A 25,503-nucleotide genomic window follows, 5' to 3' on the forward strand; every position below is an offset into this window, starting at 1 on the left:
CTCGTCTCTCGTCGTCCGGTCAGACCGTCTGGAGCCCGGCCACGTCGGCCAGCGGGGAGCCGTCCGGCACCGGCTCGCCGGTGGCGAGGTCGCCGTACGACGAGAGCGTGCCCCGGATCGCGGTCGCGGCGGCGACGAGCGGGGACACGAGGTGGGTGCGACCGCCCTTGCCCTGGCGGCCCTCGAAGTTGCGGTTCGACGTCGAGGCCGACCGCTCCCCCGACGCGAGCTGGTCGGGGTTCATGCCCAGGCACATCGAGCAGCCCGCGTTGCGCCACTCGGCGCCGAAGTCGAGGAAGATCTGGTCGAGCCCCTCGGCCTCGGCCTGCAGACGCACGCGCGCCGAGGCGGGCACGACGAGGACGCGCACGTCGTCGGCCTTCTTCTTGCCCCGCACGACCTTGGCGACCGAGCGCAGGTCCTCGATCCGGCCGTTGGTGCACGAGCCGATGAAGACCGTGTCGACCTTGATCTCGCGCAGCGGCTGGCCCGGCGTCAGACCCATGTACTCGATCGCGCGCTCGGCCGCGACGCGCTCGTTGGCGTCGGCGATCGCCTCGGGCACGGGCACGCTGCCCGACAGCGGCAGGCCCTGGCCGGGGTTCGTGCCCCACGTGACGAAGGGCTCGAGGTCGCTCGCGGCGAGCACGATCTCCTCGTCGAACACCGCGTCGTCGTCCGAGCGCAGCGTCGACCAGTACGCGACCGCGGCGTCCCAGTCGGCACCCTCGGGCGCGTGCGGACGACCCTTGAGGTACGCGAACGTCGTCTCGTCGGGCGCGATCATGCCGGCGCGGGCGCCGGCCTCGATCGACATGTTGCAGATGGTCATCCGCGCCTCCATCGACAGGCTGCGGATGGCCTCGCCGCGGTACTCCAGGACGTAGCCCTGGCCACCGCCGGTGCCGATCTTGGCGATGATCGCCAGGATGATGTCCTTGCTCGTCGCACCGGGCGGGAGCTGGCCGTCGACCGTGATCGCCATGGTCTTGAACGGCGCCAGCGGGAGCGTCTGCGTGGCGAGCACGTGCTCGACCTCGGACGTGCCGATGCCGAACGCGAGGGCACCGAACGCGCCGTGCGTCGAGGTGTGCGAGTCGCCGCAGACGACCGTCAGGCCGGGCTGCGTGAGGCCGAGCTGCGGGCCGACCTGGTGGACGATCCCCTGGTCCGCGTCACCCAGCGAGTGGATGCGCACGCCGAACTCCGCCGCGTTGGTGCGCAGCGTCTCGATCTGCGTGCGGCTCGTCGTGTCCGCGATCGGCAGGTCGATGTCGAGCGTCGGGGTGTTGTGGTCCTCGGTCGCGAGCGTGAGGTCCGGACGGCGGACCTTGCGCCCCGCCAGGCGCAGGCCCTCGAAGGCCTGCGGGCTCGTGACCTCGTGGACGAGGTGGAGGTCGATGTACAGGAGGTCGGGCGCTCCGTCGGTGCCTCGTCGCACGACGTGCGCGTCCCAGACCTTCTCTGCCAACGTGCCGGCCATGTGGTGCGGTCCTGTTCTGCTCGTCCGGGTGGGGGTCGTCCCGGTTCTTCGGCCAATCGGGCTGACTTCTGGTGTCGGTACTTGCATCTCAGCCTTCGAGACGCCAATATCGGCCTATGGACAACTCTAGCGGAGTCGGCGTCCTGGACAAGGCCGCATCGGTCCTCAGCGCTCTCGAGGCCGGGCCGGCAACCCTTGCGCAGCTCGTGACCGCCACCCATCTTGCTCGCCCGACGGCCCACCGGCTCGCCGTCGCGCTCGAGCACCATCGCCTCGTCGCCCGCGACATGCAGGGGCGTTTCGTGCTCGGACCGCGACTGTCCGAGCTCGCGACGGCCGCCGGCGAGGACCGCCTGCTCGCCGCCGCCGGGCCCGTGCTCGCGGCCGTGCGCGACCATACCGGTGAGAGCGCCCAGCTCTACCGCCGGCAGGGTGACCAGCGCATCTGCGTCGCCGCCGCCGAGCGGCCCATCGGCCTACGCGACTCGATCCCCGTCGGCGCGACCCTCACCATGCAGGCCGGGTCGGCCGCGCAGGTGCTGCTCGCGTGGGAGGAGCCGGACCGGCTGCACCGAGGGCTGCAGGGCGCCAAGTTCACCGCGACGATCCTGTCGGGCGTGCGTCGCCGTGGCTGGGCGCAGTCGGTCTCGGAGCGCGAGGTAGGCGTGGCGTCGGTCTCCGCCCCCGTGCGCGGGCCCTCGGGCCGCGTCGTGGCCGCCGTGTCGGTCTCCGGGCCGCTCGAGCGCCTCACACGGCAGCCGGGCCGTCTGCACGCCGCAGCCGTCGTCTCGGCCGCCAACCGCCTCACGGAGGTCCTGCGCCGCACCGCGGAGTGATGAGCCGCACCGCGGTGTGACGAACAGCACCGCGGAGTGACGAACACCACGCCTGCCGAAGGCCCCGGGTCACGATGACCCGGGGCCTTTCGCATGCCGCACGGACATCGAGGCGGTCGCAGGCAGTCGTTGCCGAGGGCGGGGAGTCGCAGTGCTCAGGAACGACGAAGGCCCGGTCACCGTGGTGACCGGGCCTTCCGCTGTACCCCCGACCGGATTCGAACCGGCGCTACCGCCGTGAGAGGGCGGCGTGCTAGGCCGCTACACAACGGGGGCCTATCGCCTGCGTGACCCGTGGGCCTCGCTTGCGTGTGAACACTTTACCCGAAGGTCCGGAGTGCTCCGAACTCGCAGGTCAGCGGTGCTCGCGCTGGGGTACCAGGACTCGAACCTAGACTAACTGAACCAGAATCAGTCGTGCTGCCAATTACACCATACCCCATGGGGGTATAACCCCCGCTCCTCGGACGTCGCCGCGACCTGCGCGACACGTCCCCGGGCGGGCGTCGTACCGGGCGTGAACGATACCCGGTCGCGAGCCCCGCGACCAAACCGCGACCTTCGGCACCCTGCGCTGCGGCGCTCGAGCCGGCCGCTCGCCGTCCGGGTCAGCGTGGCAGCTCGGCGAGCTCCGCGACGTCGTACCAGAGCAGGTCCGCCTCGGCGACGCGCTCCGCCGCGGCCTCGTCGCCCGCGAGCGCCGCGCGCACGTCGTCGCGCAGCGCGGGCTCGTCGACGTGCACGCACACGATCGCGTCGCGTCCCACGGGCTCGACGAGCTCGACCGCACTGGGGCCCGCGTCCGTCGCAGTCCCCTCCCGCACGGCACCCGCCGGGACGTCGACCGTCACGACGAGCCGCAGCTGCGGAGCGGCCGGGGCCACCGCGAGCAGCGCGAGGCTGTCGTCGGCCGCGGCCAGGTGCGCGGAGAACTCGAGGCCCTCCTCGTCCTCGTCGGGCAGCGCCGCACGCAGCTCCGGCGTGACCGCGTGCGCCACGCGTGGCGTGAGCGTCACGGCGCCGTCGGCGGCGAGGGCGAGGTCGTCCAGCGTGGCAGGCAGGTAGAGGCGCACGTCGTCAGTCTGCCTGCTCGCACGGCCGCCTGCGCACGGCGGCGCGCGCCCTCAGGCGAACGGCGCCGGGACCGCTGACCGCCGCGGGGCCTCGCCGCGCGCGGCGCCGTTCGTCCCGCCGAGGCGACCCGCGAGCTCGACCAGTGCTCGACGCGCCGGGGACCCCGGCGCGATCTCGCGCAGCGTGCGCGCCTCCAGCACGGCTGCGTCGAGGCTCGGGCGGTCGTCGGGCACTAGGATCGCGTCGCGGATGCCCGCGTAGCGCTCGAGCGCGCGCGCCACGGCCCGCGCCGGCTGCGGCCCCGCGACCGAGGCCCGCACCCGGTTCACGACGACGTGCTGCGGGCTCACCCCGAGCTCCGCCAGGTCCGACAGCGCCCGCACCAGGCGCTGGATCCCGACCGGGTCCGCCGCACCGACCACCACGACCTCGTCGGCCGCGGCGAGCGCGCCCAGGGTCGCCGCGTTGCGCCGAGGCGCTCGTGTGTCGTAGCTGAGCACCTCGTCCTGCTCGACCGAGAAGCCGCAGTCGAGGACCACGACGGCCGCGAGGCGGCGCGCGACCACCCAGACGGCGTCGAGCGCCGTCGCCGCGAGCTCGGGCCAGCGGTCCGCGCGCGTGATGCCGGACAGCAGCCGCAGGTCGGGCGCCACGTACGGGGCCAGACGCGCGAGCATCACGAGGTCGAGCGAACCCTGCCCCGCCGCACGCGCCGCTGCGGCGAGCCCCGGCGCCTCGTCGAGCACGCCGAGCAGCTGGGCGAGGCACCCGCCGTAGCTGTCCGCGTCCGCCAGCAGGGTCGCGGTCCCGCTCGCGGCGACCTCCGCAGCCAGGTGCAGGGCGACCGTCGAGCGACCGGGCGCCCCCGTGGGCCCCCAGACCGCGACAAGCCTGCCGCGCTGCACCGGCGGCGCGGCGACCGCGTCCCACGGGTCACCGCCGGCCGAGACGCGCTCCTGCGGATGCACGACGTGCGCGGACCCGACCGTCGTCGCGAGCACCGCGACGCGGTCGGCCAGCATGGCCGCACCCGCGGGCTCGGTGGGCGCCTCGAGCACCAGGTCGGCACCCGCGACGCGAGCGCGCTCGGCCGCCGTCGTCCGTTCCGGGTCGAGCAGGACGACCACGGCCACGCCCGTCGCCCGCAGCGTCGCGACCGCCGTCAGGTCGAGCTGGTCGAGATCGGCCGACAGCACGGCCACCCTGCCGAGCCCCGCCTCGGCCGCGGCCTGCAGCTCGGCGAGATCGGCGCAACGCCGCGTGACGCGCAGCCCCGGTCCGTCGTCGAGCGCGCGTACGACCAGCACCTCGCCGCCTCCGCGCACGCCGCACAGCACCCCGACTGCAGCCGCGCGGGCCGTCGTCTCCGCCATCAGCGGGCCCCGCCCGGGACGGGGAGCACGTCGAGCCCGCCGTCGGCCGAGAGCGCCTCGAGCAGGGGTTCGAGGGCGTCCTGAGGCACCAGGACGTGGACGACGCTCGCCCCGCTCGCGGAGAACGCACCGTCCGGCCGCCGCACCTCGGCGACGGTGACCGCGGTGGCCAGCGCGCGCGGCGCGAGCTCCGCCGCCGGCGCGTCGTCCGAACCCGCACCCGTCGGGCGCGCGGGGGTGAACCACACGTCGACCACCGCGCCGGGGACCACCGCGTCCGACGGCGCGGCGCGCACGGGGATCGCCACGGGCCGCAGCGCGACGTCGGCCGCCGCTCCGACCGCATCCTGGGGCACGAGCTCTCCCGCGCCGACGGTCCGCAGCGCCACGACGTCCTCGGGCAACGGCTCGAGCGCCGACAGGTAGCCCCCGCTCGCGATCTCCGGGAGCCTGACGTCGACGACCACCAGCGCGGCGGCGTCGACCGACGTCCCGGGGACCAGCACGGCCCGCGTCGCGTACACCGGGACCGTCGCCTGTGCCGAGCGCACCGCCCACGCACCGAGCGCCACGGCGGCGGCCACCAGGGCGATCCCCGCCAGCAGGCGAGGGTCGCGCCAGCCCGGGCGGCGCAGCCGCGCGGCCGTCGGCGCGGGGAGGTCGAGCAGGGCGGTGTCCACAGGCGGGCTCCTTCGTCGTGAGGTCCAGCGCGTCGCATCCTGCCGCAGGCGAGCGGACAAAGGGTGCGAACCGCAGCATTGTGGATAACCGGAGACGCGCGCTCCCGCGTGCCAGACTGCGGGCATGCCGCAGCAGTACCTCTCCCTCGCCGACGTCGCCGAGATCCTCGGGGTCTCGGTCGGGCAGGTGCGCACGCTCGTGACATCCGGGGATCTCGAGGGGTTCCAGATGGGCGGACGCAACATCTGGCGGGTCGGCGTGGACGACCTCGAGGCCTACGTGCAGCGCGCGAAGGCGCGCACGCGCGAGCGCATCACGAGCGGCGCGGGCTTCGACGACGACGCGGAGCGCGCCGACTGAGCCACGCCTCGGGCCCGGTCGCGGGCCGCCGGGCGTCCGCCCGCTCCGCAGGGGCGGGACCCGCGCGTTCCCTCGCCGGGTCAGCCCGAGCGGACGACGACGAGCGCGTCGAAGGCGAACGTCCAGGCGGCCGTCGCACGCTCCGCGTGCATCGGGGTGACGTCGACGTGATCGGCACCGACACGCTCGAGCCGGCCTGACACGCTGACGCCGTCGGCGTCGACACGGACCGCCGTCCGGTCGCGGGCCAGCGCCCGCAGCGCATGCCCGAGGGCGAGCCTGCGCTCGACCTCCCCCGCGGACGGCGCGGCATACGGCGCGAGCCCGACGACGGCGGTCACCGCGGGCACCGGCACGAGCGCGCGGCGCACCGGGTCGGGCGCGAGCAGCACCCATTGCGGCGCCGTGTCGACGACCACGCCGTCGACGCTCTGACCGTCGCGCAGCACGAGCCGCAGCGGCGTGGCACGTGAAGCCCGCAACCGGTCCGCGAGGCGCACCTGAGCACGTTCCGCGCGCGTGAGCTCGGCGACCTCGTCGCGCAGGTCCTGCGCCGCCGCAGCGTCGAGCCCCGCCTCCAGGTCCGCGAAGAGCGCCTCCCACCGCACCGCCCCACCGTAGGGCCGTGCGCGCGCACGCGACCGGCCTTCTCGCCGGCCGGACGGCGCACCTCCTCACCTGACGACGGGCAGGACTGGACAGATCGGACACGCACCCGGTAGACCTAGGGGCCTCAAACGAAATCAAACGGCATCATCAGTACCTAAGCAGGGGGAAACGATGGTTGGGACGGGACAACGGAGGCTGGTCACGCTGACGCTGCTGGCGCTGGGAGCGCTCGGCGCCGGGCTGCTGGCCGTCGTGCTGGCGGCGGTCGCCCTGGCCGCGGCGCGCCCCGGCCGCCCGGTCGCAGTGCAGGACCTGGTCAGCGCAGGCGTCGCGACTCTCGGCGCGGTGACGGCCGCCTGGCTCGCGGCGTCCTGCGCCCTCGGGTGGGCCTGCCTCGCCGGGCGCCTGCTCGGCGCTCACTGGCGGGCAGGCGAGATCGCGCTGCGGCGGTGCGCGCCGGTCGTCGTCCGACGGGCCGTCGCCGGCGCGGTCGGGGCGAGCCTGGGGCTCGGGTTGGTCGCGACCGGTGCACACGCGGCTCCGGTCGTCGAGCCGACGTCAGTGAGCACGGCGGCGGACTCCACCGCGACCACCGGGTGGCGACCGTCGGCCGCCGACGCCGCGGGCACCGCTGCGGGGACCGGCGTCGGCGCCGGTACCGGCACCGACGCAGGCACGGGCGCCGACACGGGGGCGGACGGCTTCGTCGGCGTCGCCCCCGGCGCGGGCGGACGTGCCGCACAGGGCCGCGACGCGGGTGTCGCACCCGAGGTCGCGGGAGTGACGGCACCGGACCCCGGAGCGCCGCCCCTCACGTGGCAGGTCACGACGCCCGAGCAGGCTCCCCGCGTCGACCCGCAGGAGTCCTCTGCTCCGTCGCCCGCTCTCGACGCGACCGACGAGGGACGTGACGCGACGACCGGTACGGCTCCGGCCACCGCTGACGCACCGGGAGACCTCACCGTCACCGCCACGTCCCCGACGCGCGCCGCGGCGCAGCGGTCCACGGACCCCGATCACGACGGAGACCGCCTCGTCGACGTGGACGAGGACGTCGCCCCGCGCGTCGTCGTCGGGCAGGGCGACTCGCTGTGGTCGATCGCCGCGGCCCACCTTCCTGCTGGCGCGAGCGACGCCGCCATCGCCGCGGCGTGGCCGCGCTGGTACGAGGCGAACCGCACGGTGATCGGTGCAGACCCCGACGTGCTGCTCGTCGGCCAGTCCCTCGAGGTCCCGATGGAGACGGCACGATGACCGCGCTCACGGTGGCCGAGGCGACGTCGACGCTCGAGGACGCACTGGCCGCAGGCCTCGCGCACCCTCGTCCTCGACCGGGTCCGCGCCCGCGCCGGGCCGCGCTCCCCCGCGTGCGCCCCGTGCCCGAGGTCGGGCCCGCGTTGGCTCCGGTGCCCCGCGTCGAGCACGACCTGCGGCCCGTGCACACGCTGCGCACCCGGATCTCCGTGCTCCGCGGCGCCGACCGCACGCACGTCCAAGAGGCCGCCGACGACCAGCCCGCCGCCGTCGCCGTCGACCACCGCTCGCTCGTCGGCTCGTTGGCGCTCGCGAGCATCGAGTCGCTCGTGGGCCGTCGGCCCGTGGCGCAGCTCGCCCGGTGGCTCACCCCCGGCGTCTACGACGCCCTGCACGCGCGTGCGACCGCGTCCGCGCGGGTCCTGGGACCGCGGTCGGGTGGACGCGCCGTCGTCGTGCGCAACGTGCGGACGTGCCGGCTCGACGAGCGCGTCGTCGAGGCGAGCGCCGTGGTGGACGACGGCATCCGCGTGCGCGCGCTGGCGCTGCGGCTCGAGGCCCACCGGCAGTCCTGGCGGGTCACCGCGCTCGAGATCGGCTGACGGCGCACACCCCCAGGGACGACGAACGCCGCCGACGGGAGATCCCGTCGGCGGCGTTCGTGCGCTCTGCTGCCCTGTGCTCGACCGACCGGCCGCGCTCAGAGTCGCGCCATCAGCGCTTCTTCTGCTGCTTGGCCGCGCGGCGGCGTGCCTCGCGGTTGCCCGCATCCCCCGCGGCGGGCGCTGCGGGCGCGCCCGGCTCGTCGGCGGTGGGCGCCGAATCCGCCGAGACCCCGGTGTCGCCGTCGACCGACGGCGCGGAGTACTGCAGCGGGACCCGCCGCTCAGGACCGTCGATGCCCTTGGCGACCAGGCGCGGTCCGCTGCCCGCAGCAGCCGCGGCCGAGTCGGCCGTGAGCACCGGAGCGTCCTCACCCGCCGGCGCGTCGTCGGTCTGCACCTGGACCTGCAGGTTGTACAGGTAGCCGACCGTCTCCTCCTTGATGGCGTCGGTCATCGCGTTGAACAGCTGGAAGCCCTCGCGCTGGTACTCCACGAGCGGGTCACGCTGCGCCATCGCGCGCAGGCCGATGCCCTCCTTGAGGTAGTCCATCTCGTAGAGGTGCTCACGCCACTTGCGGTCGAGCACCGAGAGGGTGACGCGCCGCTCGAGCTGACGCATGTTCTCGGAGCCGATCTGCTCCTCGCGCTCGGCGTAGGCCACGTCCGCGTCCGACGCGAGCTCGCGCAGGATGAGGTCCGAGGTCAGGCGGGTGGGGCCACCGACCTCCTCGACGACGTCCTCGGGCGTGATCGTCACCGGGTAGACCGCGCGCAGCGCCGTCCACAGGGCGTCGAGGTCCCAGTCCTCCGGGCGCCCCTCGCCGGTCGCACCCTCGACGTACGCCGTGAGCACGTCCGAACGGAAGTGGCGGATCTGCTCGTGCAGGTCCTCTCCCTCGAGCACGCGGCGACGCTGCTCGTAGATGACCTCGCGCTGGCGGGACATGACGTCGTCGTACTTGAGGACGTTCTTGCGGATCTCGAAGTTGCGGGCCTCGACCTGCGACTGCGCGGACTGGATGCCGCGCGTGACGATCTTCGACTCCAGCGGCAGGTCCTCGGGGAAGCCCGCGCGCGTCATCATCGACTCCGCGAGGCCCGAGTTGAACAGGCGCATGAGGTCGTCCTGCAGCGACAGGTAGAACCGGGACTCGCCCGGGTCGCCCTGACGGCCGGAACGACCGCGCAGCTGGTTGTCGATGCGGCGCGACTCGTGGCGCTCGGTGCCGAGCACGTAGAGCCCGCCCAGCTCGACGACCTCGTCGTGCTCGGCCTTGACCGCCTCGCGCGCCTTCTCGAGCGCGCCCGGCCACGCGGCCTCGTACTCGTCGGCGTTCTCGGCCGGGTCCAGCCCGCGCGCGGCGAGGTCCGCGACCGCCATGAACTCGGCGTTGCCGCCGAGCATGATGTCCGTGCCACGGCCGGCCATGTTCGTCGCGACCGTCACGGCGCCCTTGCGACCGGCCTGCGCGACGATCGACGCCTCACGCGCGTGCTGCTTGGCGTTGAGCACCTCGTGCGGGACGCCGAGCTTGCGGAGCTTGGTCGACAGCAGCTCGGACTTCTCGACGCTCGTCGTGCCGACGAGCACCGGCTGGCCCTTCGCGTGCCGCTCGACGATGTCCTCGACGACCGCGTCGAACTTGCCGCTCTCGCTCTTGTAGACGAGGTCCTTCTGGTCGATGCGCTGCATCGGACGGTTCGTCGGGATCGGAACGACACCGAGCTTGTACGTGCCCTGGAACTCGGCCGCCTCGGTCTCGGCCGTACCGGTCATGCCCGAGAGCTTGCCGTACAGACGGAAGTAGTTCTGGAGCGTGATCGTGGCGAGCGTCTGGTTCTCCGCCTTGATCGCCACGCCCTCCTTGGCCTCGATGGCCTGGTGCATGCCCTCGTTGTAGCGGCGCCCCGGCAGGATGCGGCCGGTGTGCTCGTCGACGATGAGCACCTCGCCGTTCATCACGACGTAGTCCTTGTCGCGCTTGAACAGCTCCTTGGCGCGGATCGCGTTGTTGAGGAACCCGATGAGCGGCGTGTTGAGCGACTCGTACAGGTTCTCGATGCCGAGGTAGTCCTCGACGCGCTCGATCCCGGGCTCGAGGACGCCGATCGTGCGCTTCTTCTCGTCGACCTCGTAGTCGCGCTCCGCCTGCAGACGCCGTACGACCTTGGCGAACTCGCCGTACCAACGGTTCGCGTCGCCGGACGCCGGGCCCGAGATGATCAGCGGCGTACGGGCCTCGTCGATGAGGATCGAGTCGACCTCGTCGACGATCGCGAAGTTGTGTCCGCGCTGCACGAGCTCGTCCGTGCTCCACGCCATGTTGTCGCGCAGGTAGTCGAAGCCGAACTCGTTGTTCGTGCCGTACGTGATGTCCGCGGCGTACTGCTCACGACGCTCGGCCGGCGTCATGGTGCCCATGATGCAGCCGGTCGTCAGGCCCAGGAAGCGGAAGACGCGGCCCATGAGCTCGCTCTGGTAGCTCGCCAGGTAGTCGTTGACCGTGACGACGTGCACGCCCTTGCCGGTGAGCGCGTTCAGGTAGGCCGGCGCGGTGGCGACCAGGGTCTTGCCCTCACCGGTCTTCATCTCGGCGATGTTGCCGAGGTGCAGCGCCGCGCCGCCCATGAGCTGGACGTCGAAGTGCCGCTGCCCGAGGGTGCGCCGCGACGCCTCACGCACGGCCGCGAAGGCCTCCGCGAGGATGTCGTCGAGCGTCTCCCCCTCGGCGAGGCGCGCCTTGAACCGGTCGGTCTCCTCGCGGAGCTCCGCGTCGGTGAGGGACTCGAACGCATCCTCCAGGGCGTTGACCTGCTGGGCGACGCCCGACAGCTTCTTGAGGATCCGGCCCTCACCGAGCCGCAGGACCTTCTCGAGAATCGCTGACACGCATGACTCCTGGTGTAGATGTCCCGGGCTCGGACGGCGCGGGGTGGCGCGGGAGCCCGGCGGCGTCGCCGAGCGCGACCATCCTAGGCGAGGCGGACGCGCGTGGGCGCAGCACGACCACAGCCGAGACGAGCAAGATCGCTCCGAGCACCCCGAAGAGCCCCAGGTGCTCGTCCCGCAGCGCCACCGCGAGCACCGCGGCGGTCACCGGCTCGAGCAGCGAGAGCAGCGTCGCCGACGTCGCGGGGACGGTGCGCAGGCCCGTGAAGTAGGCGCTGTAGGCGGCCGCCGTGGGCACCACGGCGAGGTACACGAGCCACGCCCACCCTGTGCCGTCGGTGGGGAGCTGCAAGCCGCCGGGGCTCGCGAGCGCGTACGGCACGAGCAGCAGTCCGCCGAGGGTGAACGCGAGCGCGGTGACCGCGAGCCCGTCCAGCCCGGGGACCGGCCGCGCGTTGACGCCCGTGATCGCCGCGAACGCGGCCGCAGCGACGAGCGCGAGCCCGATGCCCCACGGGTCGACCGCGTGGCTCGGGTCCTGACCGAGAACGAGCGCCCCGAGCCCGGACAGCGCCAGCACGAGCGCCGACGTCGTCGTCCGCGACGGCCACGACCGGGCCCGCACCGCCGTCACCCCCGCGACGAGCAGCGGAGCCGTGCCGAGCGTGACGAGCGTCGCGACCGCCACGCCCGCGCGCTCGACCGCCTCGAAGTACGCGGCCTCGAACGCGGCGATGAGCACCGCGGTCGCGACGACCCGCGTGACCGCCGGGCGGGAGCGCGGCAGCCCGCGCAGCCGGCCGAGCGCCGCCAGCACGACGAGCAGGGCACCTCCCCCGCCGAGGAGGCGGTAGTCCGCGACAGCGCCCGACGACAGCCGTGCGGCGTCGCCGAGCTCGGCGCCCGCCAGCCCACCGGTCCCCCACAGCACGCCCGCGAGCGCGACCAGGACGAAGTCGGACCGGCGCGTCACCCCACGGCCCCGGCTGTGCCCGCGAGGCCGGCCGACGACGGTCGCACCGCCCGGGTGAGCGCGGGTACCAGGTCCCCGCCGACGCCGTCCGCGCCGAACGTGATCTCGTCGAGCCCGGTCCATCGCGCCACGAGCCAGAGCTCGTCCGCGAGCGCCCGCGCGACCTCGTCGTCGCCCGGCGCCCCCTGCCGGTCGCGCGCGCCGGGTGCGCGGTGCGCGGCCTGCACGACGAGCCGGCCGGTCGCGCGGTCCGCCTTGAGGTCGACGAGCGCCTCGATCGCGTCACCCAGCAGGAACGGCAGCACGTAGTAGCCCCACTGCCGCTGCGCCTGCGGGACGTAGATCTCGATCCGGTACCGCAGGCCGAACAGCTCCTCGAGCCTGCGACGTTCGAAGACGAGCGGGTCGAACGGGCTCAGCAGCGCGGCGCCGGTCGCGCGGCGCGGCACGCGCGCCTCGACGTGCCGGTACACCTCGCGGTCCCAGCCCGCCACCTGCGCGGGGACCAGGACGCCGTCCGCGACGAGCGAGCTCACCGCGCGCTGGGCGCGGGCGGTCGAGAGCCGGAAGTAGTCGGCCAGGCAGCGCAGCGTCCCGATCCCGTGCGCGCGGGCCGAGATCTCGACGAGCCGGCGCACGGCCTCCTCGTCGTCCGGCACCTGCCGAGCGGCCACGTCGCTCGGCAGGACGCGCTCGGTCAGGTCGTAGCGCCGCTCGAACGCCGGCGTGCGCCCCGCGACCGCGACCTCGCCCGCGAAGAAGAGGTACTCGAGCGCGCTCTTGGCCACGGTCCAGTTCCAGCCCCAGGCACCCGTCTCGCGCGGGAAGCGCTCGGCGAACAGCTCGTGCGCCTGCTGCGAGGTGACCGGCCCGCGATCGGCGACCATCGTGCGGACCTCGTCGAGCACAGGGGACTCCCGCAGCGGCACACCCTCGACGACTGAGGCGCCGTACCGCTCGCGATCCGCGCGCCGCCGCCACTCGAGCAGCTGGTACGTCGTCGGCGGGACGTAGGAGGCCACGTGCGCCCACGACTCCATGAGACGGCGCGGCGCACGCGACGCCGCCCGGTCGAGCAGCGCGACGTCGTACGGGCCGAGGCGGGAGAACAGCGGCACCTGGTGCGCACGCGCGAGGACGTTCACGGAGTCGATCTGCAGCAGGCCCACCCGGTCGATGACCTGCTGCACCTGCCGGATCGTGATCGGGCCGTCCGGGCGCGGCCGGTGCAGGCCCTGCGCCGCGAGCGCGATGCGCCGCGCCTGGGCGAGCGTGTACCGCTCGGGGACCGGGACCGGCGTCGGTGCCGACGTACGCGTTGGCGTGACCACGAGGACATCCTGCCCTCCGGGTCCGACATCGCCCCGACTCCGCACGCAGCCGACGGTCCCGGGCGCAGCGCGGGGCCCGGGCACGACGACGCCCGGCCGGGAGAAGGACACCGGCCGGGCGCGTCAGTCGCGGTGGCGCCTGCGAGGCGCGCGGGTCACCCGACCCGCGCCTGCGCAGACACCGGGGTGTCGAGCTTGATCACGCCGTAGCTCCACCCGCGCCGCCGGTAGGCGACCGCGGGCTGCGCGGTCTCCGCGTCGACGAACAGGAAGAAGTCGTGCCCGACCAGCTCCATCTCGTACAGCGCGTCGTCGATCGTCATCGGCAGCGCCTGGTGCGTCTTCTCCCGGATCACCACGGGCGAGTCACCGAGGGTGACCTCGGTGGTGCCGTCGGCTGCGACGGCGGACTCTTGCACGGGTGGCTCCTCCTGAGGCGGTCGCACGTCGACCGGCGTGAGCGGAGTGTGGTTGCGGTGGTCCTTGCGACGGTCGCGCGTCCGTCGCAGGCGCTCGAGGAGCTTGGTGAGCGCGAGGTCCAGTGCTGCATACCTGTCATCGGCGCACGCCTCGGCGCGGATCACGGGCCCCTTGTCGATGACGGTGAGCTCGACCCGTTCCGAGCTGTCCGCCTGCCGGGGGTTCGTCTCGTGCGAGACGAGGACGTCGATCCGCTGGGCGCGGGGGGCCAGCTGCTCGATCTTCGAGAGCTTGTCCGTCAGGTGCGCCCGAAACTTCGGGGACACCTCGGTGCGCCGGCCGGCAACCACGATCTCCATGTGAGCCTCCTGGGAGGTGAGGGGCGGCGGCTCGCCGCCCGGTGTCTGCGGTCGTGGCCCTCGAGAGGGCCGCTTCGGGCATCACCTCCTCCACGCGCCGGCCGGTCCGAGGACCGTCCCGTGCGACGTCGGCTCGGACTGACACGCTAACCCCGCCGAGGTCGCATCACCACTGTGCGCTCGCCGGACGCGCCGAAGTCAGGCTGAAGGTCCCGGGATCACCCGTTCAGAGCACCGGGGCCGGGCGTGGACGCGAGCGTCACGGCCGCCACGGGCAGCGCGCCGGCCGAGGTGAGCGCACGCGCCGCGGCGGCGAGCGTCGCCCCGCTCGTGAGCACGTCGTCGACGAGCACGACGAGCCGCCCGTGGACGGCCGCTCCGTGCCGGGACGCCACGCGCACCCGGCCGAGTCGTGCGCGGTCCCGGACCCCGAGGCCCACCTGGTCCGCGCCGTCGCGGAGCAGCACCCGCGCGCGGTGCGCGACGAGCCCCGTCGACCGCAGCCCGTCCACCACACCGTCCGCGAGCTCGTCGACGTGCGCGAAGCCGCGCCGCCGGAGAGCGGCACGCGTCGACGGCGCGGGGACGACGAGCACGCTCGTGCCCGGCACCAGCGCCGCGAGCGAGGCCACGCCGGGCGGGCCGACGACCAGGGCGGACCCGAGGCGGGACGCGCACGCCACGAGCGGCCGCGTCAGGTCGCGGCGCCCGCGGTCCTTCCAGGCGATGACGGCCGCGCGCACCACGCCGACGCAGTCCGCGAGCGTCAGCACGGGCAGCGGCGCGGCGTCGAGCGGGTCGAGCCGGCCCGCGCGCTGCTCGCAGCGCCACGGCTCGCGGTCGAACGCCGCGCGGCACGGCGGGCACCACGCCTCGTCGTCCCGGCCGCAGCCCGCGCACTGCACGGGCAGGACGAGACCCGCGAGCTCGTGCCATACCTCGCGCAGGCCCGCCGCGATCCGCGCACGTCGCTCGCACGACGCGCGGCGCCCTGTGCCCTGCCCGACCCGACCCATCCCGCGATCGTGCCGTCCACCCGGCCGCCGCGGGCCGCGCACCCTCGACCTGGGGACGACGAGGGGTCACTTCCGACCGGCCCGTCGTGTCGCTTTCGGGTGAAACGTGCCGGTCTGTACTGTGTGCGCCGACCGGTGGGCCGGCGACGGCCCGTCGGCGACCGACCGGACGACGACGGCGGCGGTGACCAGCAGCACCTGACCACGCGACGACGAGCCACCCGGAGGAGCCGACGATGCCGGCGAGAGCCAAGAACATCCTGATGTGGATCGTCGTGATCTTCCTCATCTACGCCGTGGTGCAGAACCCGGACAAGGCCGCCGACGTCGTGCGGTCGATCTGGGACTTCATCTACGACGCGTTCGCGGGGTTCGGGCGCTTCTTCAGCAACCTGGCGTCCTGACGGGCGCGGCGCCGACGCCCGACGGCGGGCCTCACGCGGACGGGAGGTGACGACGTGACGACGGACGACGCCACGCGCATCGTCATGACCCACCGGCTGCTGCGCCGGTACGTCCTGCCCGGCGAGCGCGTCGTGCTGGCGGCCCGCTGGCACTGGGCCAAGCTCGTCGAGCCCGCGGTGACGGCGTCCGTCGTGTTCTGCGTGTGCGGGTGGCTGACCTACGTCCTGCAGTCGTCGCTCGGCGACCGGGCGCTCGTGGTGTGGTGGTTGTGGGTGGCGGCGCTGCTGCGGTTCGGCTGGCTGCTGCTGGTGTGGCGCGTCGAGTGGTTCGTCGCGACCGACAAGCGGATGCTGCTGCTCACGGGCCTCGTGACCCACCAGATCGGCATGATGCCGCTGATGAAGGTCACGGACATGCGGTACTCGCGGTCGGTGCTGGGCCAGGTGCTCGGCTACGGGCAGTTCCTGCTGGAGTCCGCCGGGCAGGACCAGGCGCTGCGCCAGATCAACTGGGTCGCACGTCCCGACGCCACCTACCGCGACCTGTGCGCGCTGATCTTCACGCCAGCGGACATGCCGCCGTCGGACGGCGAGGACGACGCGGGTCCGCCCACGCGACCGCGCCCGCGTCCCGATGGTTCGCGCCCGGACGGCCCACCCGGCTCGGTCCCACCCGGCTCAGCCCCACCCGGTTCGGTCCCGCCCGGCTCGGTCCCGCCCGCGGTCGTGCCGGCACGGCCGAGCGGTGGCGGACGGCTCGCGGTCACCGCCGACCGCTGGGCCGAGCCCCTCGTCGTGTGGCCGACGCGCGACCACCCGTTCGACCCGGACGACACCCAGCCGCTGCGGGTTTCGCGGCGTGCCACGACCGACGCCGCACGCGTCGCACCCGTCGGACCCGTCGCCCCCGTCCCGCCCGGCACGGACGAGGACGAGTCGCACGAGCCGTCCTGGTACGTCTCGGAGCCGACCGCGCGGTTCGTCGACCTCCACGGTGCCCGGCACGACCCGGACACCGCAGACGACACCGACGACCGACAGGAGCCGCGCGAGCCGCGGGCGGATCAGCCGGGGTAGCTCGGGTCGCGCACGCCCTCGACGTCGGCCACCGTGGCCCACGTCGTGCCGACCAGCTTGTGCAGCACGCCGTCGGTGGTCGTGAGGTAGACGACCCGACCGCCCGCGAGCGCCTCGACGTCCGGCACCTCGGGCTCGGCGGTCGTCGGACCGAACACGGGCACGCGGTGCACCAGGAGCGTCTCGCCGTCGCTGCGCCCGACCACGCCGAGCACGGACTCGTCGAGCCAGACGACCTCGGTCGCGTCCTCGAGGACCGCGCCGACGCGCACGGGCTCGCCGAGCTTCTGCGGCGTCCCCTGCGCGTCGCGCACGACCGGGAACACGTTGACCCACACGCCGTCGGCCCCGCGGGACACCACGGCGAGCCGGGTCGCGTCGCGGGCCATCCGCACGGCGACCGTCGTGCGGCCCTCGAGCCACTCGGCGGGCACCACGAGCGGGTCCTCGCCGTCCTTGACCGCGATCACGCCCTCACCCGCCCGTGCCGTCCACACCCAGCCGAGCCGGTCCACGGACGGCGCGACGAGCGCAGGCCCCGGCACGAGCACCCGGGACTCGGCGTCGACGCGCGGCACGGTCACGAGCGAGCCGCCCGCGTCGAGCATGACGCGCAGGTCACCCTTCTCGTCGCGCGCGAGCGCCCGCGAGCCCGCCGGTAGCGGCGCGATCCCGTCGACCGCCGTGAGGCCGTCCTCACCGAGCGCGACGAGCTGGTCGTCCTGGATCATCTCGACCGGGCCGTCGGGCAGGCCGCCGCGCGGGATCTCCCGCTGCTCGACGAGCGGCACCGCACCGGCCGTGACCTTGACCCGGCGCACCCCGGCGACCTGGATCAGCGAGGCCTCGAACTGCGCGACGATGCTCGCCGTGTCGGCCTTGAGCAGGGTGTTGGCCGGGTCGAGCGGGACGAGCGCCGAGCCCGAGACGTCGATGACGACCGTCCCCGCCTGGAGCTGCACTCCCTCGGGGATCGCCGTCGTGACGGCGTCGCGCAACCACGGCGACGGGCCGACGAGCAGAGCGCGCGCGACCCAGGTCTGCAGGTTGTGCGCGGGGAACCAGCGGGTGTCGGGGACGAGCGACTCCCCGTCCGCGGACAGGAAGTACAGCGGCGTGGACCGGAACTGCTTGTCGAAGGACGCCGCGGACAGCACGAGCCCGTCGGGCGCCAGCGAGATGCGCCACTCACCCTGGACGCGCACGAGGTCGTAGGTGACCGCCGTGTCCGCGCCCTGCGGGGCCTCGGTGTAGCGCCCGTCGGCGTCCACGCGGGCCGCCAGGGGGACGGTCGCGGTCACGGAACGGGACCTCGTGTCGACGACGACCGGCGCCTCCGCGACGAGGACCTCGGTCAGCGGCTCCCACGTGCGCTTCACCGGACCGGTGAGGAACTCCCGCGCGGTCGCGAACTCGCTGTCGAACCCGGCCGCGCCCGCGAGCTGGAAGCCCTCGACGATCTGCTGCGGCGTGGCGCCGGGGCGCGGGCCCTCGGCGAGCACGTCGATGTCGCCGTTCTCGGTCACCGTCCCGTCGCCCTCGCGTACCGCGCCGGACGTCGGGATCGAGGTGCACGCCGCGAGCGCGAGCACGACGAGCGCGGCCAGCCCGGACGCCGCGAGGCGCGCCGGACGCCGCGAGCGTGCGGCCCGGCTGCCGGACCGGGGCGTGCTCATCGGACCTCCTGGCGCTGGTGGGTGTCGGGAGGGTGCTGCTCGTCGACGAGGTCGGGCAGCGCCGCGGGGTCGGTGCGCGAGCGGGTGACGACCTGGGTCACGGGGTCGGGCGGCGCGGGCTCGTCGGGCACGAGGGGCAACGGCGAGTCCGTCAGCCGGATGCCCGCGCGGCGCGGCAGCGTGAGGCGGAAGCACGCGCCGCGACCGGGCCTGCCCCACGCCTCGAGCCAGCCGCCGTGCAGGTGGGCGTCCTCGAGCGAGATCGCCAGCCCTAGGCCCGTGCCGCCCGTGGTGCGCGCGCGTGCGGGGTCGGCGCGCCAGAAGCGGTCGAAGACGTGCAGCGCCTCCTCGGCGGTCATGCCGACGCCGTGGTCGCGGACCGTGACCGCGACGGCGTACCGGTCCGCACCGACCGTGACCTGCACGGTGCTGCCCTCGGCGTGCTCGATCGCGTTGACGAGCAGGTTGCGCAGGATGCGTTCGACGCGCCTCGGGTCGATGTCCGCGATGCACTCGGACTGCGCCAGCTCGACGCTCAGCCACGAGCCGCGACGCCCCGCGAGCGGGAACGTGTGCTCCACGGCGGCCAGCACCACGTCGCGCACGTCGCGCGAGTCGGCGTCCAGGACGGCGGCGCCCGCGTCGAACCGGCTGATCTCGAGCAGGTCGGCGAGCAGGTCCTCGAACCGGTCGAGCTGCGTGGCGAGGAGCTCGGCCGACCGCTTGACCGCGGGGTCGAAGTCGTCGCGCGACGCGTGGATGACCTCGCCGGCCATCCGGATCGTCGTCAGCGGCGTGCGCAGCTCGTGCGACACGTCGGAGACGAACCGGCGCTGCAGCGCCGACAGCTCCTCCATGCGGCGGATCTGGTCCTGCAGGCTCGCGGCCATCTCGTTGAACGAGCTCGCGAGCGTGGCCATCTCGTCCTCGCCCCGCACCGGCATGCGTTCGGCGAGGTGACCGTCGGCGAGGCGCTCGGCGACCTCCGCGGCACGACGCACGGGGCGCACCGCCTGGCGCGTCACGAGCCACGTCATCCCGCCGAGCAGCGCGACGAGCGCGACGGCCGCCGCCGCGAGCGTGCGCAGCAGGAAGTCGAGCCGGTCCTGCTCGGCCTGCAGGCTGTAGAGGAAGAAGAGCTGGTAGGTCCCCGCGAACGGCACGTTGACGTCCTGGCCGACCATGACGGCGGGCTCGACGCGACCGTTCACCTCCCACGCGACGGACTGCCAGCGCTGGCCGCCCTCGGCCGTGGCCCGCTGCAGCTCGGGGCTGACCAACGGGATCAGCACGCGCGCGGACGCGGCGTTGCCGACGGAGTCCGCCGACGACTCCCCCGGCGCGCGCAGCAGGAACACCTCGCGCTCGCCCGCACCGCCCGAGCCCTGCACCGTGGCGACGTCCTGCAGGAGGCGCTGGACGTCGGGCGCGGTCTGCGCGTTCGACGAGTCGAACGTCTTCTGCGCCTGGCTGGTGCCGCGCGCGCTCTCGAGCAGCAGCTGCTCGACGCGCCCGGTGAACAGGCCGTCCTTCATGCGGTCGCCGACGTACAGCCCGATCGCGCCGAGCGCGACGAGGCCCATCGCGAGCGTCGTCGTGATGACGCGGACCTGCAGCGACGAGCGCCACGCGTGCGCCCAGCGCCGCAACCGGCGCCCGGCTCGCGCCCGTACCAGGCGCCCGGTCCCCTTCAGCCGCGGCACCGCGGGCACCCCCCGGCGGGTACGACGAGCGTCACGTGGGCGTCACGCCCGCCTTGTAACCGACTCCGCGCACGGTCACGACGATCTCCGGCTGCTCCGGGTCGTTCTCGATCTTGCTGCGCAGCCGCTGCACGTGGACGTTCACCAGCCGCGTGTCGGCGGCGTGCCGGTAGCCCCACACCTTCTCGAGCAGGACCTCGCGCGTGAACACCTGCCACGGCTTGCGCGCGAGCGCGACGAGCAGGTCGAACTCGAGCGGCGTGAGCGAGACCGGACGGCCGCCGCGCTCGACCCGGTGCCCCGGGACGTCGATCGTGACGTCGCCGATCGTCAGGTGCTCGGGCGCGGGCTCGTCGGTCCGACGCAGGCGCGCACGGACGCGGGCGACGAGCTCCTTGGGCTTGAACGGCTTCGAGATGTAGTCGTCGGCGCCCGACTCGAGGCCGAGCACGACGTCCACGGTGTCGCTCTTGGCCGTGAGCATGACGATCGGGACCCCGGACTCGGCGCGGATCAGTCGGCACACCTCGTTGCCGTCCTTGCCCGGCAGCATGAGGTCGAGCAGGACGAGGTCCGGCTGGGTCTGCCGGAACACGCCCAGCGCCTCGTCGCCGTCCTCGCAGAAGACCGGGTCGAACCCCTCCGACCGCAGCACGATGCCGATCATCTCGGCGAGCGCGATGTCGTCGTCGACCACCAGCACACGTCCCTTCATGGCGGCATTGTCGCACCGTCCGCCGTGCACTCCGGGCGAAGCCGCGCGCGCGACCGGGTGGAACTACCGGCCGACGACCTGCGGCGTGGCACGATGAGGGCGCGCTCGGCCCCGCCGGGTGCGCAGGCAGGCCCGGGCGCGCGCCCGGCCCGGACGCGAGGGAGCCACGCCACGATGACGGGCCCGCAGGACGCCGACCAGACGCCGACGTGGGCTGCGCCCGGCGCGGCCACGCCCCCCGCCCGCCCCGCGCAGCCGGACCAGCCGCTGGCCCCGGCCGACCAGCCGCCCGCGGCACCGCCGGCGGCCCCGACCTCGTGGGGCACCGTCCCGACCCCGCCGTACGCGGGTCAGCAGCCGAGCGACCAGCCCGTCGACCGGCCCGTCGACCAGCCGCCGGCGCCGTACGGCCAGCAGCCGCCGTACCCGCAGCAGCCCTACCCCCAGCAGCCGTACGGAGAGCCCGCGTACGGGCAGGCGCCCTACCCGCCCGCCGGGTACGGGCCCGCGGCGCCCGGGTACGGCCCCGGGGCCTGGCAGGCCCCCGCGGCTCGGCCGGGGATCATCCCGCTGCGGCCGCTCAACCTGGGCGAGATCCTCGACGGCGCGTTCCGCGCGGTGCGAGCGAACCCGACCGTCATGTTCGGCCTCTCTCTGATGGTCATCGCGGTCGCCGTCCTGCTCAAGGCCGTGCTCACGTGGTACATCGGCGGCCTGCTGTCCGGCGAGCTCACCACGTGGCTCGACGAGCAGTCGCTGCAGGGCGAAGGGTTCGACAGCGAGTCCTCGTCGCTCCTGGGTGCGAGCTTCGCGCAGCTCGTCGCGCTGCCCGTCTCCGCGCTCGCGTCGACCGTGCTCACGGGCCTGCTCATCGTGTCGGTCAGCCGCTCGGTGATCGGCCGCAAGGTCACGATCTCCGAGGTGCTCCGCTCGGGCCGCGTCTGGCACGTCGTCGGCTTCACGCTGCTCATCGGGGTGGCGAGCGCGCTCGCACTCGGCGCGCTCGTGACCGTGGGGGTGCTGATCGCCCGCACCGAGAGCTGGGGGCTGTTCGCGCTCTACGTCGTGGCCGCGGTCGTGGTGGTCGTCGTCGTCAGTGTGTGGGTCTCGGTCCGCACGCTGCTCGTCCCCGCCGCGCTCATGCTCGAGGAGCGCAGGTTCTGGCCGACCGTCGCGCGGGCATGGCGGCTGACGCGGGGCAGCTTCTGGCGCCTGTTCGGCATCTACCTGCTGCTGAGCGTGATCGTCGGCATCGTCGCGCAGATCATCCAGTACCCCGTGACGCTCGTGCTCATGTTCGTCGTGCCGAGCACCGACGTGCTGAGCTTCGGGGCGATCGCGGCGACGTCGGTCGGCGAGATCCTCGCGCTCACGCTGACGACCGTGTTCATGTCGTCGGTCGTCGCGCTGCTCTACATCGACACGCGCATGCGCCGCGAGGGCCTGGACATCGAGCTCGCGCGCGCCGCGGAGCAGACCAGGTGACCTCTGCGGCACTCGTCGCCCGCACGGTCACCGACGTCGTGCGGGCCGTCGTCGCGCGCGCCGAGCCGCCCGTGGCGCCCGATGCCGAGACGGCGCGGCGCTGGGCGCTCGAGGAGCTCTCGCGTCCCGAGTACTCCGATCAGCGCTCGATCCTGGAACGCCTGCTCGACTGGTTCCTGAGGCAGTTCCAGGACGTCCAGGGCCGCGTCCACCTCGACGGCCCGATGATCGCCGTCGTGGTCGGCGGCGCGATCGTCATCGCGCTGCTCATCGCCTGGTGGGTGGCCGGTCCGGTGCGCAGCGGGCGCGCGTCCGCCGCGCGGGCCGTGCTCGCGCACGACGACGCGCGGACGGCCGCCCAGCTGCGTGCGGCAGCCGACGCCGCGGCACGCGCGGGCGACTGGGACACCGCGGTGCTCGAGCGGTTCCGGTCGGTCGTGCGCGACCTCGAGGAGCGGGCGGTGCTCGACGAGCGGCCCGGCCGGACGGCGCACGAGGCGACGCTCGAGGCCGGCGCGCGCCTGCCCGGCGTCGCCCCCGAGCTGGTCGCCGCGGGCGCGCTCTTCGACGACGTCGCCTACGGCGGCCGGTCCGCGAGCGAGGCGGACGACGCGCGCCTGCGCGAGCTGGTCGTCGCGCTCGGCGCCGCGCGGCCGAGCGACACGGCGGTGCGCCTCGAGCACGTCCAGGCGGTCCCGCGATGACGACGACCACCACGACGGGGCCCGTCGGGCGAGCGGCGACGCCCTTGCCCGACTCGCCCGACGGGCCGCCCGGCGTCGTCGGCGACGGCACCACGGCACGCTCGCGAGCCTCGCGGCGCTGGCGGCGCGCGCGGCTGCCGCTGGTCATCGGCGCGATCCTCGTCGTCATCGGCCTGCTCGCCGCGCTGCCCGAGCCGCGCACGTCGGTCACCCCGCTCGCACCGGACAACCCGCAGCCCACGGGTGCCCGTGCGGTGGCGCAGATCCTCGGCCGGAACGGCGTCGACGTCGAGTACACCCGCCGGTTCGCCGACGTGCTCGCGGCGGACGCTGCCGGGGTCACGGTCGCCGTGCTCGGCGACACCGCCCTCGGGGATCCCCAGATCGAGGCCCTGCGCGAGCTGGACGCCGACCTCGTGCTCGTCGACGCGCCGTGGGCGTCGTCCGCCGTCGCCGGGGTGGACGGCTCCGGCGGCGCCCCGGGCGACGAGCCTCGACCCGCCTCGTGCGCCGACCCGGACGCACGCGCGGCCGGCGAGATCGTCTCCCCCGGCACGCTGTCCGGCCCGCCCGGCGCGACCGTGTGCTTCCCGCCCGCGGACGGCGCCGACGGCACCGGCGCGTACGTCGTCACGCAGGTCGACGGCCGGCGCGTCGCGGTGCTCGCGAGCGCGCTGCCGCTCACCAACCACTCGCTCGCCGAGGCGGGCAACGCCGCTCTCGCGCTGCGTGTGCTCGGCCGCAGCGAGCACCTCGTCTGGTACATCCCGTCCTGGCAGGACCCGTGGAACGGCACGACGCCGGACGACGAGTCGCTCTCCTCGACGATGCCGCCGTGGACCGGCCCGCTGATGCTGATGCTCGGGCTCGTCGGGCTCGTCGCGGCGGTGTGGCGCGGACGTCGGTTCGGACCGCTCGTGGTCGAGCCGCTGCCCGTCGTCGTCCGCTCGGGCGAGACCACGCGCGGCCGCGGGCGGCTCTACCGCCGGGCACGCGCGCACGGCCACGCCGCGGCGGCGCTGCGCGCGGCGGCCGCGGCCCGGTGCGCCTCGCGCCTCGGGCTGCCGCGATCCGCGGGCGCCACCGAGCTCGTCGACGCCATCGCCCACGCGATCGGACGCGACCCGCGCGCCGTCGCCGACCTGCTGTACGGACCACCACCGCACGACGACCCCGGCCTGGCTCGCCTGGCCGCGTACCTGGACGACCTGGAGAGCGAGGTTCACCGATCGTGACCGACGACGCCACCGTGCCCCCGAACCCGGCGGGTTCGCCACCGGCGCCCGCCCCGGTGCCGCCGGCCCCCGCACCCGACGCCGCGCCCGCGGTGCAGGCGGCCGCGCCGGCGCCCGCGCCGGCGCCCGCGCCGGCGTCCGTCCCTGCGACGCCCGCGCCGGTCCCTCCGCCTGCACCCGTCCCTGCGCCGGTGGCCGGTGCGCAGGGTCCGACGCCGCCGGCTGCCGCGGCCGCACCGTCGCCCTATGGCACGCCCCCGGCGAGCGCCACACCGACGCCCAGCGCCGAGCTGCGCCGCGCGCTCGCCGGCGTGCGCGCCGAGGTGGCCAAGGCCGTCGTCGGCCAGGACGCCGCCGTCTCCGGCCTGGTCATCGCGTTGCTGTGCCGCGGCCACGTGCTCCTCGAGGGCGTCCCCGGCGTCGCGAAGACGCTGCTCGTGCGCACGCTCGCCGCGAGCCTCGACCTCGACACCAAGCGCGTGCAGTTCACGCCGGACCTCATGCCCGGCGACGTCACCGGCTCGCTCGTGTACGACGCGCGCACCGCGGAGTTCTCGTTCCGTGAGGGCCCGGTCTTCACGAACCTGCTGCTCGCGGACGAGATCAACCGCACGCCCCCGAAGACCCAGGCGTCGCTGCTCGAGGCCATGGAGGAGCGTCAGGTGTCGGTCGACGGCCTCCCGCGGCCGCTGCCGGACCCGTTCCTCGTGATCGCGACGCAGAACCCTGTCGAGTACGAGGGCACGTACCCGCTGCCCGAGGCGCAGCTCGACCGCTTCCTGCTCAAGCTCACGCTCCCGCTGCCGGAGCGTGAGGACGAGGTCGAGGTGCTCGCCCGGCACGCCTCCGGGTTCGACCCGCGCAACCTCGCCGCGGCGGGCGTGCGACCCGTGGCCGACCGCGCGATGCTCGAGCGCGCACGGGCCGAGGTCGCGCGCGTGCAGGTCGCGCGTGAGGTGCTCGGCTACGCCGTCGACGTGTGCCGCGGCACGCGCCAGTCCCCGTCGCTGTCGTTGGGCGTCTCGCCACGTGGGGCGACCGCGCTGCTCGCGACCGCGCGCGCCTGGGCCTGGCTCTCGGGCCGGGGATACGTGACGCCCGACGACGTCAAGGCGCTCGCGCACCCGACGTTGCGGCACCGCGTGCAGCTGCGCGCCGAGGCCGAGCTCGAGGGCGTCACGGCCGAGACGGTGCTGGACACGGTCCTCGCCTCGGTCCCCGTCCCCCGCTGACGGGCCGC

23 protein-coding genes and 2 tRNA genes are annotated in these 25,503 nt (G+C 74.6%); 10 read left to right on the forward strand and 15 right to left on the reverse strand.

The features are described from left to right. Nucleotides 1-19: 19 nt before the first annotated feature. On the reverse strand, nt 20-1,483 hold the full coding sequence (gene leuC / locus CGE01nite_RS03610) for a 3-isopropylmalate dehydratase large subunit (protein WP_141369039.1): 1,464 nt from the start codon (nt 1,481-1,483) through the stop codon (nt 20-22). Between the two features lie 116 nt (nt 1,484-1,599). Here leuC and CGE01nite_RS03615 point away from each other — a divergent pair, with 116 nt between their 5' ends. Then, a complete protein-coding gene (locus CGE01nite_RS03615) occupies nt 1,600-2,319 on the forward strand; it encodes an IclR family transcriptional regulator (RefSeq protein WP_048343457.1) in 720 nt (239 codons plus the stop codon). A 203-nt stretch (nt 2,320-2,522) separates the two neighbouring features. Here CGE01nite_RS03615 and CGE01nite_RS03620 read toward each other — a convergent pair. The 5 genes from CGE01nite_RS03620 to CGE01nite_RS03640 all read right to left on the reverse strand — a co-directional run bounded on the left by CGE01nite_RS03620 (nt 2,523) and on the right by CGE01nite_RS03640 (nt 5,446). Next, nucleotides 2,523-2,595: transfer RNA gene (locus tag CGE01nite_RS03620), tRNA-Glu, on the reverse strand. 94 nt (nt 2,596-2,689) lie between these two features. Continuing rightward, nucleotides 2,690-2,761 (reverse strand) — tRNA-Gln (locus CGE01nite_RS03625). 166 nt (nt 2,762-2,927) lie between these two features. Next, complete coding sequence (locus CGE01nite_RS03630; protein WP_141369041.1) at nt 2,928-3,392, reverse strand: DUF6912 family protein; 465 nt, start codon at nt 3,390-3,392, stop codon at nt 2,928-2,930. 51 nt (nt 3,393-3,443) lie between these two features. Beyond that, nucleotides 3,444-4,766: a CpaE/TadZ family protein gene (locus CGE01nite_RS03635; protein ID WP_229747397.1), complete on the reverse strand. Its 1,323-nt coding sequence runs from the start codon at nt 4,764-4,766 to the stop codon at nt 3,444-3,446. Further along, a complete protein-coding gene (locus CGE01nite_RS03640; RefSeq protein WP_141369043.1) occupies nt 4,766-5,446 on the reverse strand; it encodes a hypothetical protein in 681 nt (226 codons plus the stop codon). Before CGE01nite_RS03640 ends, CGE01nite_RS03635 begins: the two co-directional genes overlap by 1 nt. 124 nt (nt 5,447-5,570) lie before the next feature. Between CGE01nite_RS03640 and CGE01nite_RS03645 the strand changes: the two genes are divergently transcribed. Then, entirely contained in the window at nt 5,571-5,807 is a 237-nt protein-coding gene (locus CGE01nite_RS03645) for a helix-turn-helix domain-containing protein (protein WP_048341292.1), read from the forward strand. Nucleotides 5,808-5,887: 80 nt separating this feature from the next. Here CGE01nite_RS03645 and CGE01nite_RS16875 read toward each other — a convergent pair whose 3' ends face one another. Further along, the gene (locus tag CGE01nite_RS16875; RefSeq protein ID WP_048341293.1) at nt 5,888-6,415 is read right to left on the reverse strand and encodes a hypothetical protein; all 528 of its coding nucleotides are present in this window, start codon (nt 6,413-6,415) and stop codon (nt 5,888-5,890) included. 172 nt (nt 6,416-6,587) lie between these two features. On the opposite strand from CGE01nite_RS16875, the gene CGE01nite_RS03650 reads away from it, so the two are divergent. Together CGE01nite_RS03650 and CGE01nite_RS03655 are read left to right on the forward strand one after the other, a co-directional pair. Beyond that, nucleotides 6,588-7,670, forward strand: a complete 1,083-nt coding sequence (locus CGE01nite_RS03650) for a LysM peptidoglycan-binding domain-containing protein (RefSeq protein WP_141369045.1) — start codon at nt 6,588-6,590, stop codon at nt 7,668-7,670. Beyond that, on the forward strand, nt 7,667-8,272 hold the full coding sequence (locus tag CGE01nite_RS03655) for an Rv3235 family protein (protein ID WP_141369047.1): 606 nt from the start codon (nt 7,667-7,669) through the stop codon (nt 8,270-8,272). The genes CGE01nite_RS03650 and CGE01nite_RS03655 overlap by 4 nt, the downstream gene beginning before the upstream one ends. A 112-nt stretch (nt 8,273-8,384) precedes the next feature. Here CGE01nite_RS03655 and secA read toward each other — a convergent pair whose 3' ends face one another. The 5 genes from secA to CGE01nite_RS03680 all read right to left on the reverse strand — a co-directional run bounded on the left by secA (nt 8,385) and on the right by CGE01nite_RS03680 (nt 15,264). Then, a complete protein-coding gene (gene secA / locus CGE01nite_RS03660; protein WP_048341295.1) occupies nt 8,385-11,165 on the reverse strand; it encodes a preprotein translocase subunit SecA in 2,781 nt (926 codons plus the stop codon). After that, a complete protein-coding gene (locus tag CGE01nite_RS03665; RefSeq protein ID WP_141369049.1) occupies nt 11,128-12,138 on the reverse strand; it encodes a DMT family transporter in 1,011 nt (336 codons plus the stop codon). Before CGE01nite_RS03665 ends, secA begins: the two co-directional genes overlap by 38 nt. Further along, entirely contained in the window at nt 12,135-13,469 is a 1,335-nt protein-coding gene (locus CGE01nite_RS03670; RefSeq protein ID WP_141369051.1) for a winged helix-turn-helix domain-containing protein, read from the reverse strand. The genes CGE01nite_RS03665 and CGE01nite_RS03670 overlap by 4 nt, the downstream gene beginning before the upstream one ends. A 155-nt stretch (nt 13,470-13,624) precedes the next feature. Next, nucleotides 13,625-14,248, reverse strand: coding sequence for a ribosome hibernation-promoting factor, HPF/YfiA family (gene hpf, locus CGE01nite_RS03675; protein WP_048341298.1), 624 nt, complete (start codon nt 14,246-14,248; stop codon nt 13,625-13,627). 218 nt (nt 14,249-14,466) lie between these two features. Further along, on the reverse strand, nt 14,467-15,264 hold the full coding sequence (locus CGE01nite_RS03680) for a ComF family protein (RefSeq protein ID WP_141369053.1): 798 nt from the start codon (nt 15,262-15,264) through the stop codon (nt 14,467-14,469). Nucleotides 15,265-15,500: 236 nt separating this feature from the next. Here CGE01nite_RS03680 and CGE01nite_RS16880 point away from each other — a divergent pair, with 236 nt between their 5' ends. Further along, on the forward strand, nt 15,501-15,668 hold the full coding sequence (locus CGE01nite_RS16880; protein ID WP_170210886.1) for a hypothetical protein: 168 nt from the start codon (nt 15,501-15,503) through the stop codon (nt 15,666-15,668). Between the two features lie 54 nt (nt 15,669-15,722). Next, entirely contained in the window at nt 15,723-16,745 is a 1,023-nt protein-coding gene (locus tag CGE01nite_RS03685) for a PH domain-containing protein (protein ID WP_141369055.1), read from the forward strand. Here CGE01nite_RS03685 and CGE01nite_RS03690 read toward each other — a convergent pair. The 3 genes from CGE01nite_RS03690 to mtrA are packed head-to-tail and all read right to left on the reverse strand — an operon-like array spanning nt 16,733 to nt 20,839. Then, nucleotides 16,733-18,421 carry an LpqB family beta-propeller domain-containing protein gene (locus CGE01nite_RS03690; protein ID WP_141369057.1) on the reverse strand — a complete coding sequence of 563 codons (1,689 nt, stop codon included), beginning with the start codon at nt 18,419-18,421 and terminating at the stop codon, nt 16,733-16,735. The two genes, CGE01nite_RS03685 and CGE01nite_RS03690, sit on opposite strands and share 13 nt — an antisense overlap. Beyond that, nucleotides 18,418-20,124: an MtrAB system histidine kinase MtrB gene (mtrB, locus tag CGE01nite_RS03695; RefSeq protein ID WP_141369059.1), complete on the reverse strand. Its 1,707-nt coding sequence runs from the start codon at nt 20,122-20,124 to the stop codon at nt 18,418-18,420. Before mtrB ends, CGE01nite_RS03690 begins: the two co-directional genes overlap by 4 nt. A 31-nt stretch (nt 20,125-20,155) precedes the next feature. Next, nucleotides 20,156-20,839, reverse strand: a complete 684-nt coding sequence (gene mtrA, locus CGE01nite_RS03700; RefSeq protein WP_048341300.1) for an MtrAB system response regulator MtrA — start codon at nt 20,837-20,839, stop codon at nt 20,156-20,158. Between the two features lie 174 nt (nt 20,840-21,013). Between mtrA and CGE01nite_RS03705 the strand changes: the two genes are divergently transcribed. The 4 genes from CGE01nite_RS03705 to CGE01nite_RS03720 all read left to right on the forward strand — a co-directional run bounded on the left by CGE01nite_RS03705 (nt 21,014) and on the right by CGE01nite_RS03720 (nt 25,495). Then, nucleotides 21,014-22,324: a DUF7847 domain-containing protein gene (locus CGE01nite_RS03705; RefSeq protein ID WP_141369061.1), complete on the forward strand. Its 1,311-nt coding sequence runs from the start codon at nt 21,014-21,016 to the stop codon at nt 22,322-22,324. Next, nucleotides 22,321-23,028, forward strand: coding sequence for a DUF4129 domain-containing protein (locus CGE01nite_RS03710; protein WP_229747396.1), 708 nt, complete (start codon nt 22,321-22,323; stop codon nt 23,026-23,028). The genes CGE01nite_RS03705 and CGE01nite_RS03710 overlap by 4 nt, the downstream gene beginning before the upstream one ends. Next, nucleotides 23,025-24,263, forward strand: coding sequence for a DUF4350 domain-containing protein (locus CGE01nite_RS03715; protein WP_229747395.1), 1,239 nt, complete (start codon nt 23,025-23,027; stop codon nt 24,261-24,263). The genes CGE01nite_RS03710 and CGE01nite_RS03715 overlap by 4 nt, the downstream gene beginning before the upstream one ends. Nucleotides 24,264-24,454: 191 nt before the next feature. Next, entirely contained in the window at nt 24,455-25,495 is a 1,041-nt protein-coding gene (locus CGE01nite_RS03720) for an AAA family ATPase (protein ID WP_218022592.1), read from the forward strand. Nucleotides 25,496-25,503: the final 8 nt, after the last annotated feature.

The sequence above is a fragment of the Cellulomonas gelida genome (assembly GCF_006538725.1).
GTDB classification, from domain to species: Bacteria; Actinomycetota; Actinomycetes; order Actinomycetales; family Cellulomonadaceae; genus Cellulomonas; species Cellulomonas gelida.